Annotated in this window: 12 protein-coding genes; 4 read left to right on the top strand and 8 right to left on the bottom strand. The window is 65.2% G+C overall.

What is annotated here, in order from left to right; translation table 11 throughout:
- Nucleotides 1-5: 5 nt before the first annotated feature.
- Entirely contained in the window at nucleotides 6-1,616 is a 1,611-nt protein-coding gene (locus QJS31_RS06240; protein ID WP_306356165.1) for a DUF6119 family protein, read from the top strand.
- A 120-nt stretch (nucleotides 1,617-1,736) separates the two neighbouring features.
- Here the strand turns inward: QJS31_RS06240 and QJS31_RS06235 are convergent, their stop codons facing one another.
- The gene (locus tag QJS31_RS06235) at nucleotides 1,737-2,363 is read right to left on the bottom strand and encodes a hypothetical protein (protein ID WP_306356164.1); all 627 of its coding nucleotides are present in this window, start codon (nucleotides 2,361-2,363) and stop codon (nucleotides 1,737-1,739) included.
- Between the two features lie 671 nt (nucleotides 2,364-3,034).
- A complete protein-coding gene (locus QJS31_RS06230) occupies nucleotides 3,035-4,279 on the bottom strand; it encodes a GAF domain-containing protein (RefSeq protein ID WP_306356163.1) in 1,245 nt (414 codons plus the stop codon).
- 357 nt (nucleotides 4,280-4,636) lie between these two features.
- Between QJS31_RS06230 and QJS31_RS06225 the strand changes: the two genes are divergently transcribed.
- Entirely contained in the window at nucleotides 4,637-5,605 is a 969-nt protein-coding gene (locus QJS31_RS06225; protein ID WP_306356162.1) for a hypothetical protein, read from the top strand.
- A 28-nt stretch (nucleotides 5,606-5,633) separates the two neighbouring features.
- Entirely contained in the window at nucleotides 5,634-6,410 is a 777-nt protein-coding gene (locus QJS31_RS06220) for a class I SAM-dependent methyltransferase (RefSeq protein WP_306356161.1), read from the top strand.
- A 111-nt stretch (nucleotides 6,411-6,521) separates the two neighbouring features.
- On the opposite strand, the gene QJS31_RS06215 is transcribed toward QJS31_RS06220, so the two are convergent.
- Genes QJS31_RS06215 through QJS31_RS06200 form a run of 4 tightly spaced genes read right to left on the bottom strand, consistent with a single transcriptional unit; the run spans nucleotide 6,522 to nucleotide 9,421 of the window.
- Nucleotides 6,522-6,734, bottom strand: a complete 213-nt coding sequence (locus QJS31_RS06215; RefSeq protein ID WP_306356160.1) for a hypothetical protein — start codon at nucleotides 6,732-6,734, stop codon at nucleotides 6,522-6,524.
- Between the two features lie 46 nt (nucleotides 6,735-6,780).
- Nucleotides 6,781-7,761, bottom strand: coding sequence for a hypothetical protein (locus QJS31_RS06210; protein ID WP_306356159.1), 981 nt, complete (start codon nucleotides 7,759-7,761; stop codon nucleotides 6,781-6,783).
- 37 nt (nucleotides 7,762-7,798) lie between these two features.
- Nucleotides 7,799-8,386, bottom strand: a complete 588-nt coding sequence (locus QJS31_RS06205) for a hypothetical protein (protein WP_306356158.1) — start codon at nucleotides 8,384-8,386, stop codon at nucleotides 7,799-7,801.
- A 48-nt stretch (nucleotides 8,387-8,434) separates the two neighbouring features.
- Complete coding sequence (locus QJS31_RS06200) at nucleotides 8,435-9,421, bottom strand: LGFP repeat-containing protein (RefSeq protein WP_306356157.1); 987 nt, start codon at nucleotides 9,419-9,421, stop codon at nucleotides 8,435-8,437.
- 10 nt (nucleotides 9,422-9,431) lie between these two features.
- Between QJS31_RS06200 and QJS31_RS06195 the strand changes: the two genes are divergently transcribed.
- Complete coding sequence (locus tag QJS31_RS06195; protein WP_306356156.1) at nucleotides 9,432-9,734, top strand: hypothetical protein; 303 nt, start codon at nucleotides 9,432-9,434, stop codon at nucleotides 9,732-9,734.
- A gap of 453 nt (nucleotides 9,735-10,187) precedes the next feature.
- On the opposite strand, the gene mobF is transcribed toward QJS31_RS06195, so the two are convergent.
- The gene (mobF, locus tag QJS31_RS06190; protein ID WP_306356155.1) at nucleotides 10,188-15,851 is read right to left on the bottom strand and encodes a MobF family relaxase; all 5,664 of its coding nucleotides are present in this window, start codon (nucleotides 15,849-15,851) and stop codon (nucleotides 10,188-10,190) included.
- A 427-nt stretch (nucleotides 15,852-16,278) separates the two neighbouring features.
- Nucleotides 16,279-16,590: a hypothetical protein gene (locus QJS31_RS06185; RefSeq protein WP_306356154.1), complete on the bottom strand. Its 312-nt coding sequence runs from the start codon at nucleotides 16,588-16,590 to the stop codon at nucleotides 16,279-16,281.
- Nucleotides 16,591-16,630: the final 40 nt, after the last annotated feature.

Raw genomic sequence — 16,630 nt, 5'->3', positions numbered from 1 at the left:
TTCGAATGGCAGCCCGCACATCGGCAGTGAAACGTACGACGTTGTACCGCTTTGCTGAGGGAACCAAGCTCGTTGAGGCAGTGCGCAGACCTCCCCGCGGCTTCCATACCCGTCAGGTGCGAGTCGGGCACGCAGCCGGCCTGCTGGTAGACGGCTCCTTCGAAACGCCCAGCAAATGGGCTGGTGATGTGTCGCTGCTGACCGATACGGAGGTGTCGCTGCGTAACCAATTGCCGGGCGCTGTTCTGGTAGTTGAGACCTCACCCAACGACCTGTGGGCGCTCACCTGGGGAATTGGATTTCAGCTGCTCGAAACCGAGCGCATCGACTTCCGGTTCGGATCTCGAATCGTCGCACGCACAGCGCTGGCCCGCGAGATCAAATCCATCACCAAGACCATTCTCGACCATCGAGCCCGCACCGACCGGAGCTCGCTACCCAGCGGCAGCACCATGTGGGACCTCGGCGTCGACGGTTACGGAGAAGTGATCAGCCGGGTCGACGCGAAGGCGAGAATCCCTGGATTAACCTTCGGTGACAAGGACATTCAGCTGAAGGCCGCTGATTCCCTCAGCCTCCCGCTGGCAAAGAATCCCGACGAACTCGTTCACGATCTCACCGTGCTGCGAGATGTGCTCGATCAGCCCGTCCTGCCGGGACTGGAAAGCGTCGAACAACTGGTGGCGCTCAAGGCCAAGGACCCGCTGGTCTCTCAACTGAACGAGCGTCTGGTGAACCGACTACTCGGCGCTTCCGACGAGCCCATCGGCCTCAGCTGGCCGCATGAGCGCCTGGACGTGTACGGCCCGGTGGTCAGCTGCAAGGCAACTGGATTCGGCGACCGACAGACCCAGGTCTTCGACGGCCTGCCCACCATCGAGGGCGTGCTCAAATGGTTCACCGACCTGACGCCCGCCACAGTCCAGCATCGACTCACGTCGATTACCCTCGAGCTTCACGGCGAGGCCGCTCCTACGTCCTGCACCGCTGTGTCGTCGCCGGTCAAAGTCCGAAACTGGCTCACCTTCGAGGTACGGGACGGAGCACGACGGTACTGCCTGCACGACGGCACCTGGTACCGCATGGACGACCAGTACCTTGAGCGGATCGACGAGCGTGTGGAGGACATCCTCTCGCAACCCGCCGGAATCACGCTGCCTCCGTGGCCGAGCGGAAGGGATGAGGACGGATACAACAAGGCCGCGGCTGCCGCCATCGGTGGATACGCCCTGGACAAGAAGATGATCAAGACTCCCTTGCACTCCAAGAACGGCTTCGAATCATGCGACATCTACGTCCCGCCAGGCATCCTCGTCCACGTCAAGAAGGGCCGAGGCTCCGATGAGGTCAGCCATCTGCTTGCTCAGGCTCTGGTGGCCAGCGAATCGCTCGCGCGGGATGAGTTCGCGCGTGAAGCATGGACGCGCGAGGTCGAATCGGCTTCGGACGGTGCGATTTCCGATCCCGCGGTCGTCCAAGTTGTGTTGGCTATCGGTCGCAAGAAGCCTGTGACGGCGCAGAACTTGTTCACTTTCTCGAAGGTGAATCTGGTGCGTCAGTATGATCTGCTGCGGCATCTGGGGGTGGACGTCCGGGTTGCTTCAATCCCGATCTAGCCGACGCTCGGGGCGATATCGTGCACATGCCGACTGGGCACACCCTCAGCCATGAAACAGGCAGCACCTCAAAGTAACTGACCAATATGGACGTGGATCCCGGCACGACGAACTGGAACGTTAGGTCGTTCTTACGAGCAACTCCTGCGGGATGAAGCCAGCCAGCTCGTCCTCGAACCAAGTCCAGTCCCCGATCGGCCGCAACGGCGGCCGCGGTTCGGGGACCCTGCCAGCTCTCACAGCTTGGCCCAGATCATCAGTCGAGATGTCCAATAGGCCCGCGACAGCAGTGAACTCGACGGGTCGACGGACGGCTTGAACGCCCTTGATCCACGAGAGTTCACCAGGCGGACGGATCGAAACTTCCTCAGCCTCGGTTCGAATCATATCTAGGGCGGCAAGATCGAGCGGTTCGCCTGTCCGTCCCAGCACGTGCCGAATGGGTATCTCCATCTCCATCACGGCGGGCGGTGAGCCGAAGAACTGCCGAGCATGCCACGCGGCCGCTGTGGGCGAACGCCACGGTGCCGGGTCATGGGGATCTCTCGTGACCCACCACACGGCCCAAAGTGCCTCCCAGCGGAGTTCCGGAGCACGAGACGCCCATCGCTTCGCAGCGTCGTCACTGGTCGCGAACCATACGAGGTCGGCCCGAACTTCCTGCACCGCAGCGAAGCGACCATGATCAGCAAGTGCTTTTCGAAGAGCATCGGTCGTCACGTCGTAACGATCGGCGATCTTCTGCAACTCCGACGAAGGGTCAAGGGGCCGAAACCCGGAGCTTTGAATGCAGCGTGCCCGACCCAAAGTCGTTCCGTGCCAGAGTCGTACCCGATCCATGGAGCGGTTCTACCACGTACCTCGCTGTCCAACGGCGCCGGATGCTCGAAGTGGTCAGCCACGACCGAGACGAACCAGCCGGAATGCCGCCAAGTCGCGCTCCGTCGAATAGATTTCGTGTGTCATTGCCAGGACTGCGACGCCGACGCAGTCGAGGATCGGTGGATAAGGTGTCAATTTCAGCACGTGAGCTTCGCGGTGTGGTACAGAGGTTGCCTGCCAGACAGCCGATCACCGACGCGTACGAACAGGCACATCCCGGACCACAATCGAGGTGGCCGAGTCAACGAGACCATCTCTTGGACTGGCTGGCGGAATACGATCGCACCGGCTTCTACGGCCGCAAGAACCCCGGTCAGGATGCCCGGTTCTTCTACACCCACTTCAAGTGCGCGCCCGGACTACTGTGGCTGGCGGAAGCACTGGGTGAGAATCCAGGCCGCCTACGGGAGGCTGCGGCCCGTGTCGAGGCGGCCGGAGAGAATCTCGCACGCCAATGCGGCGCGTTCCGCGCCGTCATACCCTGGACACGGATTGAGGAACTGCTGACCGCACAACCCACCAAGGCTGGTCGCGGCCTACTCGGTCGCCGGACTTTCGAACTCGGGGCCCCAGGCTGCCGGTGTGGGACGGTGTACAAGATCCTGGCAGATGCGGCAGCCGCGGATCAGGGGCACCGGGTTCGGTGACACCGGCGTGACATCGATGAGCGCCTGCGGGCGACGACGACGCCCGTTGATCCGAGTCCATTTGGCGTCCAACACCATCCACTCGTCTTGCGGTGAGAAGCGCAGGCGCGCTTGCGTCGCGGCCTCGCGCCGTACGCCGGATGCGAGGGCGAAGCAGGTTTCGGCTGCCAAGAGTCTGCTGTTGTAGTCGAATTCGGGCTGGTGGTGTCGCCAGCCCGCGAGCGGTGTGCGCTGCTCGGCGAGCCATTCGTGGACGAACCCGCTGGGCAGGTCCACCAACCCCATCGCGTGGCCGAGCGGTATCGGCATCTGCCGGAAGACGAGGGTGCACGGGTCGGTGCAGATCGCGGACGGGTCTGTGGCGGCTTCGAACACGATCGCGCGGACGACGCGGTCGGGTCCGTGCCCGCTGGCTCGTGCGGCGAACTGCAGCTGATGATCGGTGCCGTCGTCGTAGGTGGTGGTGGCGGTGCCGATCCAGTGGTCGGTCGGGTTGACCATGTTGAACATCGACAGGAAGTTCGCGCGATCGTCCCATTGGTCGAATCGGGATAGCAGTTCGGGAATCGTATTGCCGTGGGGAAGCTCCCCGAAGGGAAGTTGCAGCAGGTAGGTGGCGGCGGGGTCAGCCGTGACGACACCGCCGGCGCTCCATTCCATCGCGCCGACGACCGGTTTCTCGGGTAGTTCGGCGTTCACGCTGTCGACCCAGATCCTGGTGGCGTGGACGCGTCCGGAGGGGCCGATGACCGGGATTGCGGCAATCCGTTTCACCTGCCCGTCGGGCAGGGTGACCTCCGTGCTGCAGGTGCCGCCCGCTGTCGCGCACTCCCGCACCACCGAGTCCAGTTCGCGGGCGACCAAGGCGTTGGCAGCGATGCTCGAGCGGGTGAGCTTGGAGAATTGGCGCGGTTCTGCTCCGTCCAGAACGACCGACGACCGGGCTGGGCCCGAGAGGGTTTCCGCGACGACCCAGCATCGACGAGCGCGGTCCTTGCCGGTGGAGGAGAACTGTTGCGAGCCGCTACAGGAATCCGCGGCGGGTGCGGGTTCCAGGTTCCGACGAGGCCGAGCTGGGCTGTGCCGGTCTGCACGGCCGAGGGATTTCGCGTCCTGAGGATCTTTGTGGCTCATGGCGTACCTCCTCCGATCGTGTCCACGGATCCGTGTGGCGCGGGGCGGGGAGGCGAATCGCGTGCTCGAGCTCGTCCTCCCGGGTTGCGGCGTGGATGCGTGGACTGCTCCCAAGATCGTGCGCTGAGGGCAACGATGCAGGCCAGCAGGCTTCAACGGATGGAACAGACCTTGTGGTCGGCATAGCATTGTGCTATGGCGCGGGTCACAGATGACCGCCGCGGTGCCCAGCCGACAGGGCACGGCGGGACCGGGCCACGTCCCGGGCATGTGCCGTCCGGCCATGGCCCATGCGGGCTGATCACGCCGCAGCCATTAGCTGCGATCGCGGCGGTCGACCAGTTGGGGATGTCCGATGTGGGGTTCTTGGCGCGGGTACCCGGCAGCACGCTATCGCGGCTGTGGCAGGACGAATCGTGGCTGGACGGAGTTTCTGGCGCGACCTTGCAGCGCCTGATCACCGCGATACCGAGTTTGCTCGCCTACGTGGATGGGCGCAGCCACGCCGCACGGATCGACTCGGTGCTGACCGAGTGCGCCGACTCCGGCCTCGAGGTGCGATTCGACAGGCTGGAAACCCTGATCGCGCGGGGGCAGCCCGTTCAGCATTTGGTGACCGCACTGGAAGCGACGGCCAGCGTAATGCGATTGGATTCTCGCACCGCGATCGCGAGTCTGGCTCGCTGCTGGGGCAGCGGCCAAAGCATCGCGCTCGACGCCGTCATCGCGCCCGACCACGGGGTGCTGGCCGCGCCTGATCTCCTGGTCGACAAGGCGCTGCAGCTGATCGGGGTCGTCGACACCGGCTGCAATTCGCTGCGCACGACGGTGGGCTACGGAATCCTGGTCCACAAGGCAACCAAACTGACCGGCGCTGTCCCCGCCGAGGTATCGAATACGGCCGCCGACCGCAGCGCGGCCTTCGCGTACCGCAGCAGCGTCATCGGCATGCTGTTGCACAGCGACGACCCCGACGCCGCCTTCGCCTACCAGCGACAGCTGGATGCCCGCCCACTGCTGCGCCGCAACGAGCTGTGGTCGTTGGCCACCTTCTGCGGTGACGAGCCGCAGACGCCGGAGTTCGCGCTCACGGCGAAACAGTTGAATCGCACGGCAGCGGAGATGATCCGCGATCTATCCGCCCTCAATGATGCCTATCTGCACTATCTCGTTACCACCGCGATCCCGGCTGTGCTGGACTACGATCCGACCTTCGGGTCGCTGCAGGCGGAACTGCGGACCGCAGTGGAGCAGCGGCTGGAACACGGAGTCGCCGATGCGCGCGTTCGGGCGGCGACCGTGGCGTTGCGGAAGTCGATTCGGTAGCCAGCGACACAACTAGTGAGGAGCGGCCGTGCTGGGTGACGAGCGAGTGTCGGATGCCTACACGAAGAACGCGGAATTCTGGATCACCATCATCCGCGACCGCCTCGACCCCTACCAGACCCAACTGACCGACCCGGCCCTGCTCGACATGATCGGCGACCCCACCGGCCTGCACATCCTCGACGCCGGCTGCGGCGAGGGATACCTGACCCGAGAACTCGTCCGCCGGGGCGCAGCGCATGTGCACGGCGTGGACACCTGCGAGCAGCTCGTCACCGCCGCCCGATCCCACCCCGACACCCACCCGGACACCGCGACCTACCACCACGCCGACGTCGCATCGCTGCCGTTGCCCGATCGCAGCGTGGACCTCGTCGTCGCCAACAGACTGCCCAACGGCATCGCCGATCCTGGCCGCCGCTTCCACGAATTCGCGCGCGTCCTCAACCCGTCCGGGCGGCTGATCCTGCTCAGCATGCACCCCTGCTTCTATGGCGCCCGCGCCGAACGAACACCGGCCACCACCACCGACTTCTCCGTCGACGGCTACTTCGATATCCGGTCAGTCGAGCAGAACTTCAACGTCGCCGGCCGCATCTCGCCAGCACCATCAGTCCAACAATTCTTCTCCCTCGAGACCTACATCGGCATGATCACCGCAGCCGGATTCGCCGTCACCAACCTGCAAGAACCCCACCCCACCCCTGAGCAGCGGAAGCAAAACCCCTGGTGGGACCAGAATTTCGTTCGCCCACTGTTCCTACTTCTCGAAAGCCGGCTGCAGTGGCGAGCAACCACCACCTGATCGACCGCCCGCAACGCCCGATACCTCTGTGGTATCGAGCCAGGTCGGCCGATGCAATTCCGTTCGCTCGCGAGACCAGCCTGTCGGGACTGTCCGTGTATCGCTGGGAATTCAGTTTCCGGCGGCGGTGGCCGTCCATCCACCGTCTTCTTCGGTAACGGCCGGGCCGGAAGGTGTGAGTGTCTCGGGTGCGGTTCCAGGTCGGGGGCGGGAGTCTTCGACGAAATCGCGGGCACTCCTCGGCTCGGGTCCGTCGATGCTGGGTTCCCCCAGGTCTGCGAGGTCATCAACCTGCTCGTCGAAAGGGTTCTGTTTGTCGACCACCGAACTACTCCTTCGAGTCGGTCTGGGCACGCCCGCGTTCCAGAGGCTAGTAGTAGGTCAATCCCATGCCACCGGTGGCGAATAACTCACGCAGGATGGTGTTCATCTGCCCTGCCCACTCCTCGGCATTGTGCGGCGGCGTCGGCAGCCGTGGCACGGTCGTCCGGTAGAAATCGCTGCCTTCGTCGAAGTCGCGGTCGGTAGGCAGGGATACCCGCTCTTCGCCGTAACGATGAATCTTGGTGTTCTCGAAACCGATGATCGCGGTGCGGCCCTCGACCCGCAGCGACACCAGAGTGAAGAAGTGGTTGATCGCCCCTTTGGGTTGCAGCATGCGCGACAGCGCCGACACCGCCTTCTCGATGTCGGGGGCGATGTCGCCGCTGGGCTCGACCTGCCAGCACAGGCTCGAGGCACGGACGGAGGCAGCGATGACCTCCGCAGCTGGCGTAGTGGCCCCGGGCAGCAGGGGCTGTACCGCTACCTGGTCCGCTCCGATGACCAGTTCCGTGGCGAAGAATCCGAAGAAGAAGTCCTCGGGCGCGGCCAGAGCATGACCGTCCTGGCCGACCAGGGCTACCGCGCGGAACAGGTGCGTGTACGGCCCACCGATATTGCGTAGCCGGTAGGCCGCCGGCGACCACTGCGGGCCGAGCAAGGCCCGCGCCCACCCCTGTGCCTCGATCTCGGGCACCGCGATGCCCTCGCCAGGACACACGGGTGCTCGTGTCCAGCCCGATGGGTAGCCCCACACCTCGACCAAGACGGCGTTGACAGCGCGGTCGTCGCCGAAGCTGCCCAGATCGGAGACATCGAGATAGTCGATGGCGGTAGCGACGTCGAGGTCGGGAACACTCACCGCCGGTCCGCGCACGTCTCGGTCCTGCTGTGGCCACCGCAGTGTTTCGATGTTGGACCAGCCGCCGCCGCGGATCGCACTGCGGCCGGCTGCGTGCTGCGCGGCGAGCTCGCCACGGAACCGTTGCGTCACCTCGGCGGTGATCTGGTCCGCGCTGATGTCGACCATGGTCTACCCCGCTGGCTCGAAGTCGTGGGCGTGTGGGCTATTTGAAGATATCCAGTGCTGTGTTGACCCAGTCCGGGCACCGCAATTTAGACGGATCACCGGAGTCGCAGTAGAAGGTCAGGAACCCGACCGGGTTCCCTGCGGGCATGGTGTAGTAGGTGTCGAAGTTCTTGGGGCTCACGACCGCGACGACGGGCATCCTCTCTGTGATCTCGCAGTTCTTGCCATTGCTGTCGCAGCGCCCCTTCCGCGCCAGCGCGTAGAAGTTGTAATGGCCGTCGGTGTTCTTCTGCGGGGTCGAGTGCTTCAGCGGCCACTCCATGATCTTGATCTTCGTGATGGCATGCCGATGTCGCGCCTTGTCGTAGCCGAAGCCGAAGCCTCGCTGATACTCCGCCACAGGGTCGCCGACAGCGTCGTTGGGGACACAGTAGAAGCCTCGACGGATCGGGAAGGTGCCGACCTTCGTTTCAACGGTACGCAGCACTTCTGAGCTGTTGTGATTCGGGAAAGCGGGGTCCCGCGTGCTGCAGTCGTCGGTGACTTGAGCGTGTGCGGGGCCTGTACCGATGATGGTGACGCCCATCATGAAGGCGGCCGCCAGTACGACGCTGATTGATCTCAATGGTTTCTCCTGATCGAGTGCTGTCCCAGGGAACGATCCGGCGGGCTGTCACTGTTGGTCGACTTCGGCGATATAGACCTCGCCGTCGGGTGCGTGCGCGATCGCGCCCTTCTGGAATTCCTGGGCCATCGACAGCCCCGGAGGAAGGTCAGTGGTCCGAGGGTTCTCGACCGGGTATCCCAAAGTGCTGCTCTCGTATCCGAGATCGCCCCACACATTGAGCAGGAACACCGGGACTCGCCATGCGCCGACGACGGGGAACCAATAGATCGCGCTGCCGTTTTCGAAGAACACGAAATGGCCGACACCGTCGGACGCGACTTGCTCATCAGTCAGCGGCAGGCCGAGTTCGCCATCTTCCCTGCCCACTTCGGCCCACCGGTCCCGGATCGCCCCGTAGAGCAGACGACTCCCGGCCGGTGCCGACCAGGTGATGGTGCCGTTCTCGAAATTGTTGTAGCGCCCGTTGTGCTTGGTCACCGGCAGTTCGTCGGAAGTCGGATACCCGAGCGGGCCGCCCTCGGCCCCCACAGAGTTCCACTTCTCCCGGATCGCACCGCCGATGGCATATGCCTCATTGGCATGCCAGTAGATGGCGCCACCGTCGAACTCCTGGCGGCGCCCGAGATTGACGCCAGGGATCTCATCGGTGCGCGGGTAGCCCAGGTATCCGCTTTCCCAACCGTGACGCTGCCAGGCCGCGAAGAAATGGTTCACCACCGGATGCGCTCCACCCCACGGCGACCAGTAGATCGGCCCGTTCTGGAACGTCGAGCGCTTCCCCACACCATCGGGATTGGTCAGCTCGTTGCTGGTCGGCCACAACAGGAAGCCGTTCGGGCCGCCGAGCTCGTTGTATTTGTCGCGGATCGCACCGCACACCTCGAACGGAGCGGGCCAGTACACCTGACAGCCAGGCGCGGCGAACGCGGTCACCTCACCTGAAGTAGCCGCCAGCTGCGCTTCCATGGTCTCGGCCTTGTCGGCGTCCTCCTTGCTGAACCCCTCGGGGATCTCCTGGCAGTCCGAGCGCATCTTGCCCGGTATGACCTCCCGATTCGGCTTCTCGGTTGGCTCCCACTTCTCCGGCTTCGCCTTCTTCCCGCCCGGCGGGCCGGCCGGGCACGAACCGCCTCGTGCCGCGTCGGGTGGTGTCCTCGCAGGTGGGGTCACCGACGGCGTGCCCGGCACCGTGGTCGATGGCGTCGTGGTCGTCGGTGCCGTCGTCCCGGTGACCGGTGTTCGTGTCGTCGACGAGGGCGTCGATGTCGAGGGGGTGGGGCTTGTCGTGGATGGCCGCGGCGCGACGGAAGTCGTCAATGGAGGTGTCGTCGCAGGTTGGGCATAGGCGGCGATGGTGCCTGCGGTGAGCACGGCGACCGCCGCCATCACCACGGTGGCGCACGCTCCTCGTGCGAATGGAAGCCGCACCGAAACCGTTTGCTGCTGAACAGATCTCAAGTCCCCTCCTCATAACCCTCATCAGGACACATCCGAATACAGCAGCCCGTCACCCCCGACAGCTAACAAGCTGAATGTGCCTGCAAACACTAACGAGAAGAAAGACTTCGAGCAGTGGCGACACTCCGGCAAACTATGCGATGTTTCCCTATCACCACGTCTAGGAACCCAGACATGTTCCACGGGAGAGCTCCAAGACCGACCCCACCGGTACGCCACACCTCGCCGGAATGCCGGTCTAGACCCACAAATTTCTCAGCGCTCCGCCACCACCAAGCACGTCTGATCGAGCAGTCCTCAGGCAGCTGACTGATCCCTGGGTGGGCTGCTGAACGTAAGGTCAGAGGTCCAGTACCCCGGATATGTCTGCGTCAGCGCTGGTTTCAGGATCGAATCTAGTCTCTCCGGACCCCTGCTGCTGGGTCTCGCGATCCCTTTGGGATTCTCGTCCGAACTGTTCCGCCTCCCGCCTTCCGCTCGGAAGCTCGCAGCGCCGTTGTTGTTCCGCGCGTGCGGCGGCGAGGGCGTCGCGGCGCTGTTCGACATCGGCTGTGAGACGTTGTCGAAGTAGCTCTTGATCGAAGTCCGATGTGTCGGTCCGGGTCCAGCGGAACAGGACCGCGTCCGCCGTGGTGACCAGCGCGATTCGGGTGGTGAGGTCGCGGATGCGTTGGTCGAGTTCGCCATCGGTGAGGTGTCGGAGTTGCCGATCGGGCCTGGGCTCGGTATGGCTGATTCGCGGTTCGATGCCGCTACTGGCAGGACAGGTGAGCCCGGTGGGATGGGGTCCACTGCGGCCCGACGGCTCCGATGGCGGGGTGGGTTGCACGCCGAATCGCTGGAGCTGCGCGAGTTTCCATTCGCAGCGGAAGCGTGCTTGGTTGAGTTCTGCCAGGTCGAGATCGTCGGCGGCGAGGCGCGCGACGTCGACATCCGCGGCGGTGACGATTCCGGCTGGCCCGGCGGCATCGAGGAGCGCGCGAAATGCGCCGTCGGAGCGGTCTTTCGCTCGGTCGGCGGCTTCGGTGGCGAAGTCGGCCGAGATCTTCGCCAGATACAGATCGAGCATCTCGCTGCTGGATGGTGGCCCGGCGCGCAGGTCGGCGATCTGTTCGGCGAACGCGGTTCGCGCGGCGGAGTCGGGGATTGCCGTGAGCAGTGCGTCCAGGTCGTCCAGGTCGTGGTCGCCATCTCTGCTGTGGACTCGGTCGGTGAGTTCGTCGACCCGGGCGCGGAGGGTGGCGGCTTCCTGGTCGGCGGCGACCCACTCTGCGTGTGCGTCACGAGCGGCGAGCAGGTAGGGGCGTTGTGCGTCGCGGCGGGCTCGGAGCTGGTCGAGATGGGCCTGTACCGCTCGGAGGTGGCGACCGGTGCCGCGGTGGTAGGCGATGGACAGCTTGCGGTAGGTGCGGACGTAGTCGTCGTGTTCGGCGCGCAGTATCGCGGCGCGTTCGGTGGGCGGGAGGTCGCGGTGGTCGGGGATGGTAGCCGGGTCCACCGGTGGTTCCCAGCTCGTGTCATCGGAGTTGGACCACCGGCCGTCGTACGGTTCATCGGTGTCTGCAGGAGGGAAATCGTCCGGTGGGGCGAGCGCTTCGAGGGACGCTAGGTAGTCCGTGTCGAGGTCGACCGATAGGTCGGCAACCAGTGGGTCCGGTGCGCTCGGTGGGGCTGGAAGGTGCTGTTCAGGATCGAGTGGGATGCCTTGGCGGGCGGCATATTCAGTGTCCTCGTCGGGGTGTGGCGGCGGCTCGGTGGGTAGGTCTGCGGCGGTGCGGTGGAGGTCGAGGTGATGGCGGGCGAGGGCAGTGATCCGCCATGCCACGGCGGTGGCGTAGTGGTCGGGGCGGGGCCGATCGTCGGCGTGGCACGCATCGGTGAGCAGTGTGCTGGCGGTGGCCAGTAGCTCACGAGGCGTCCAGTGGGTCGGGTCGGCGGATTCGACGGCGGCGACCAGGCGTGGCCACGCGGGATCAGCCTGTACGAATGCGGTCAGAGCGGGACCAAGGACATCATCGACATCGGTGATCCACCACGGCCGCAAGGGATCCGAGTGGCGGTGGTCCGCGTCGAGTACGCCGAGATCCAGTTCTCCCGCGAGCCGCCACCACAATGCGGCAGCGGGTTGTTCTTCGGGCAGCGGACCGTTCTCGGCCGCGCTGTGGAGCAGTGCTGGAACATCGAGCCCGGAGCGGTGCGCAACGTCGAGCTTGGCGGCAACGGCGGGCCAGAAAGCGTCGGCGGAAATGCGGGGGTCGATGCGGTCAACGGTGGGCACCCACTTGCCGAGGGTGTCGCTGAGATCGCCTACCAGGGTGAAGATCCGGTCATCGAGGGCACGTTGGTGGCGGTGGGCGGGACCGAAGTCGGGCAGTCGCGGCCCTGTCGGCCGATGATCGGCGTCGCCGATGCGACGGGCCGCTCGCCACACCGCAACGTCACCGACGAGAGCTTGTCTGCCCGCCTCAGCGGTGGCGTGCCGAGTCAGTAACGGTCGCGACCAGGCTGGTGCGGTCGCCGACACCCATGCCTGCGTGTGGTGTCGGATGTCGGCGGCGAGGTGGGTGACCAGGTGGGCGCGTGCGGCCAGGTACGGGCCGAATTCCGGGTGGTCGTGCAGCACGTCGGGGATGCCGGGCAGCCACGGCAGCGGGCCGGATGCGCTCGTGTGCGAGTCGGTGCGGTTCAGCCGCCAATCGAGCACGGCGGCCGGATCGCGGACGCCGTCGAAGTCGCGCTCGGTGATCGCGGTGGCGAGGCGTTGCTGCGGATCGCCGGGCTGCCCGCGGTCGTCCGGGGTGATCGCGATGATGGCTAGGTGCTGGCGCAGCGCAGGCCATCCGCCGCAGTCGGTGAGACCGGGATACAGCTGTTCGGCCGCGATGTCGATTCGGTTCATCACCTCGGGTCCGGCGAGGTGTTCGGCCGTCGCGCCGAGTGCATGGGCGAAGGCGTCGGCGGCGTGCGCGAGCCGAGTTGTGACAGCGAAGGTGCTGCGATGACTGCTCGTCGCCGACTGTTGGATGGTGTCGCGGGCGAGGATCTCGGTGAGGATGTCGACCACGGTCGGCGGGTGCAGGGACCGTTCGCTGTGCTGTTGGTGGGCGATATCGACGGCGGTCTGGGCGTAGATATCGTTGCGTCGGCGACCGCGCGAGATCGCGACATACAGTTGAGCACGGCTCTCCGCGCCGGTGAGAACGCTGTGCCCGGTGTCGGCGGTGACGCCTTGGGCGGAGTCTATGGTCGTGGCCCACCCCAACGTCACCTCCTCGCAGACGTACTCACACGGCAGCAACACATGACGGCCGGAATCCAGATGCGCGGCCAGCACGCTGCCGTCGCGGCGTACCTCGAGCACACGCCAGCGGTAGCCGTTGCGGACGTAGTCGGTCCCGCTGAACCGCAGTCGCGGGTCGTTGCGGCGGGTACAGATCACGTCCGCGGCAGAGGCCGACAACCCGTCCGCCAGCTCGACTTCCGGTCCGACCACGCGCGCGGCCGTTGCGATCCGATCGCTGCGGGCACGCCGGTTCAGGATGGCCACGATCTCGCGTGTCGGTGCGAGCATCACCGCGTCCAGACCAGCGGCACGATCCCGCGCCCAGTCGGTGTAGCAGCGGTCGATGACCCGGTCCAGCGTGCCGATGTGCAGGCGGTCGCGGTCGGCGTAGAACGCGATCACCGACGGATCCCCGTCACGTACCGCCAAGGTTGCGGCAGCCTCTGCGGGATCGTGGAAGCGCATCACCCGGGAGAGCGTGACCGCGCCAGCGGTGTCGGCAATATCGCGCAGCACCCCGCCCGCGGTGATCGAGGCCAGCTGCCGGTCGTCGCCGATCGCGCGCACGACGGCGCCGCGGCGCAATAGGAAATCGACCGTCAGGTCCAGTTGCCGGGTGGAGGCTTTGGCGGCCTCATCGATGATCACCAACGTGCGCGGGCCGATGGTGTGTACCCATGCCGGAACATGCACCCGTGCAGCCGTTTCCGGCGTGAGGTGGGTCAGGATGTAGCCGAGTTTGTCGATGGTGGCCACCGGCACCCCGGCCCCGATCTCGGCCTCCAGCACGGCCGCGGACGCCGCGGTCGGCGTGAGCCCGACAACGCTGCCGCCGTCGCTCATCCAGGCCCGCACCAGTACCTGCATCGCCACCGTCTTGCCCGTCCCGGCCGGCGCGATGGCCACCTGCAACCGTCGTCCCGAGGTGGCGAATTCACGCACCATCGCCGCCTGTCCGGCATTGAGTTCGCGGCCGTTGTTGTTCGCCGTGAACTCCAGCAGCGCGATATCGACGCAGGCATCGTCGACTGTGCGTGCGCCATCGTCGTGCGCGGCGACGACGAGTCGATGCTCGGCGGCCAGCACAGCCGCCGAGGTGTACTGCTGTGATTCGGCCACGGTGTAGACGCTGGTGTGGTCCGCACGGCGCAACAAGTTCGGTTCGGTGAAGCGGTCGGGTTGAGTGAGTGCGATCGACCGCGCCGTCCCGAGCGCTGCGGTGGTGACTGCATCGGCCGCCCGTTCCCAATCCTCGGCATGGACGTGCCCACGGATCTGGCGTTCAGCTTCCGAGCGCACATGGCTGGCCTGCCACACCGACCGCTTGCGCGACACGATGTCGATGACCCGATTCGCCACGGTCTCGATCCATTCCGGCGTCACCTCGACCCGCCGCGTCGGCTTGGGATGGCAGGCGTTCCAGATCATCTCGACCACCGCCTCTTCACCGAGCAGCTCGACCGCTTCGGCCCACCACGTGGAGCGCTGCTCGGCACGCGAACGCAGGTCGTGTTTGGCCGGACGGGTGTCGAGCGTGGCACGCTCGGACAACTTCAGCATCTCCACCGTGGTCGGCTCGCGTCCCCATTCGGCGTGGAATCGGCGCGCCAGCTCGGCCAAACGGGCCTCGATCGCAGCGTCGCGGCGAGACCACAACCGTCGCAATGCCTCCGCGACGCCGACGATTTCGCGGATGGGCCGCTTGTCGGGATCGCCATCGCCGCGATCAGCGAATTCCACCCCAACAAGTGTGTTCAGGTGATGTTCGCAGCGGGTGTTGTAGACCTCCGACGCGGTCACGAGGAATCGGTACAGCATGCGTGCGTCCAGGGCCCGCCACAGCCCGCCCTCGCGAGTGCGGACCTTCGTCGACACCACCACATGAGTGTGCAGATCCGGGTCACCGGCGCGGCTCTCGCGGTGCTCGAACGCGGTCGCCACCAAACCGCGCGTGTCCACCTGCGCTACCCCGTTCGCTCCCAACCGGGTGTAAGCGGCGTGCTCTTCCAGGAACGCCAGCGCGTCCGCCACTGCGGCCCGGTGCGCCTGTTCGATCCTGTCCGCGATCGCTCGTGGAGCGACTGCCCACAGCACCGACACCGACTTCACTGGCGAGAAGCACACATCGAACCCCGACACCGCGGTCGTCGCATTGCGGGAATTGCGGGCCACCCAGCCCGACAGCTCTCGGTCGTTCGACGGTGGGCGATCGAACTCCGCGATGAACAGTTCCCGGGCGACGCGGGTCCGGATCTCCGCGCGCACCTCATTTGGAATCGGGGCGTTCCACCGCTGTCCGTGTTCCAGGTTGTAGCCGGTGAACCCCGCGGCACACTGTCGCCGAAACTCGCTGGCCCCCGAGTAGATTCGGAACGGCTGCCCCAACTGCGAGGCCGACAACGCCTTCCGCCGCGCGTCCTCCGCTGTCGTCCCGACGGCCAACTGCTCGGCGAATACCCGGTCCTCGATCACCTCAGCGTCCGGGTGCCGCCCCAGCCCGAATAACGCTCGCATCTGCGGTTCGGTGACCGCATCCCCTACCGCGATCGCATCGAACTCCGACAGGCCCGAACCCATCCATACACCAGGCGATTCTCCTTTGACCGAGTAGTAGTCAGCCAAGGAATCGCGCCCGCGCTCACTCACGTCATGGGCCGCTGTCTGCCGAAGGTAGTATTCGAACCCGTCACCGGCGGACAGTTTATGGACCGTCGCCGTCATAACTCCAAGCTACAGGCGTCGGCGCAATGACTGCCAACGATCCAAAACTCGTCTCAGGAACATAATCCATTCCTATCATTCTATTCTCAGGCAAATCACAACAGCAGTCACAAACTGGACTTATCCAACTCCGAAAACCGGGCTACGCCTGCAGGTATCACACTCAATTTTGACTGCCGAGACATCGCGCGGCCTGAATGCAAGAGGTCTGAGGGATGACGGGATCGGATACGTGAGCGGATGGGGCGATAGAAGAAGAGAAATACAATCAGTGACCTGTGGCAGACATGCAGGAATGGAAATAGAGTGGTGACCATCTGCCAATACTCGACACCCCATATCCGACAGCTCCGGCGGCGGCTGGACCAGAAAGGATGAGAGTCGAATTTCGTCGAAGTAAGGAGACGACAGCATGTCAACAAGAAAGTCAGTGGTATCCGCACGACAGCAAGCGCATAGAGCGCTTGCTACGCGGCGTCAACAGCGTATCGAGCGAGAGAAGGCCAACGAATCCGATCTCGCCGCCTACCTCCTGATAGAGGAACAGATCCGCGAGGCCGTGCGCGTCCACCGTGACGCGATCACCGCCCTGCGATGCCGACAAGGAAACCACCTGCGACAGTGGCGCGGTCGAGGCGAGAAGCTCTCGGCTATCGCCGAGCTCACCGGGAGGTCGGCCGCCGAGCTCAGTCGGCTCATCAAAGCGACCGCCGCGCCAACCGGAGGCCAGATCCGACAAACCTCACGGATTCACGGCAGACCAGCCGAGTCTGCCACCA

Origin of the sequence: Nocardia sp. CC213A, assembly GCF_030766805.1 — a bacterium.
Lineage (GTDB): Bacteria > Actinomycetota > Actinomycetes > Mycobacteriales > Mycobacteriaceae > Nocardia > Nocardia otitidiscaviarum.
This window is presented reverse-complemented; position numbering and strand designations above follow the sequence as displayed.

What these genes read in the sequence shown, in the direction of transcription:
- QJS31_RS06230 (WP_306356163.1), bottom strand. Translation starts at nt 4,279, where the DNA reads ATGAGCCACAAAGATCCTCAGGACGCGAAATCCCTCGGCCGTGCAGAC.
- QJS31_RS06195 (WP_306356156.1), top strand. Translation starts at nt 9,432, where the DNA reads ATGACCTCCCGATTCGGCTTCTCGGTTGGCTCCCACTTCTCCGGCTTC.
- QJS31_RS06240 (WP_306356165.1), top strand. Translation starts at nt 6, where the DNA reads ATGGCAGCCCGCACATCGGCAGTGAAACGTACGACGTTGTACCGCTTT.
- QJS31_RS06210 (WP_306356159.1), bottom strand. Translation starts at nt 7,761, where the DNA reads ATGGTCGACATCAGCGCGGACCAGATCACCGCCGAGGTGACGCAACGG.
- mobF (WP_306356155.1), bottom strand. Translation starts at nt 15,851, where the DNA reads ATGACGGCGACGGTCCATAAACTGTCCGCCGGTGACGGGTTCGAATAC.
- QJS31_RS06200 (WP_306356157.1), bottom strand. Translation starts at nt 9,421, where the DNA reads ATGCGCTCGGACTGCCAGGAGATCCCCGAGGGGTTCAGCAAGGAGGAC.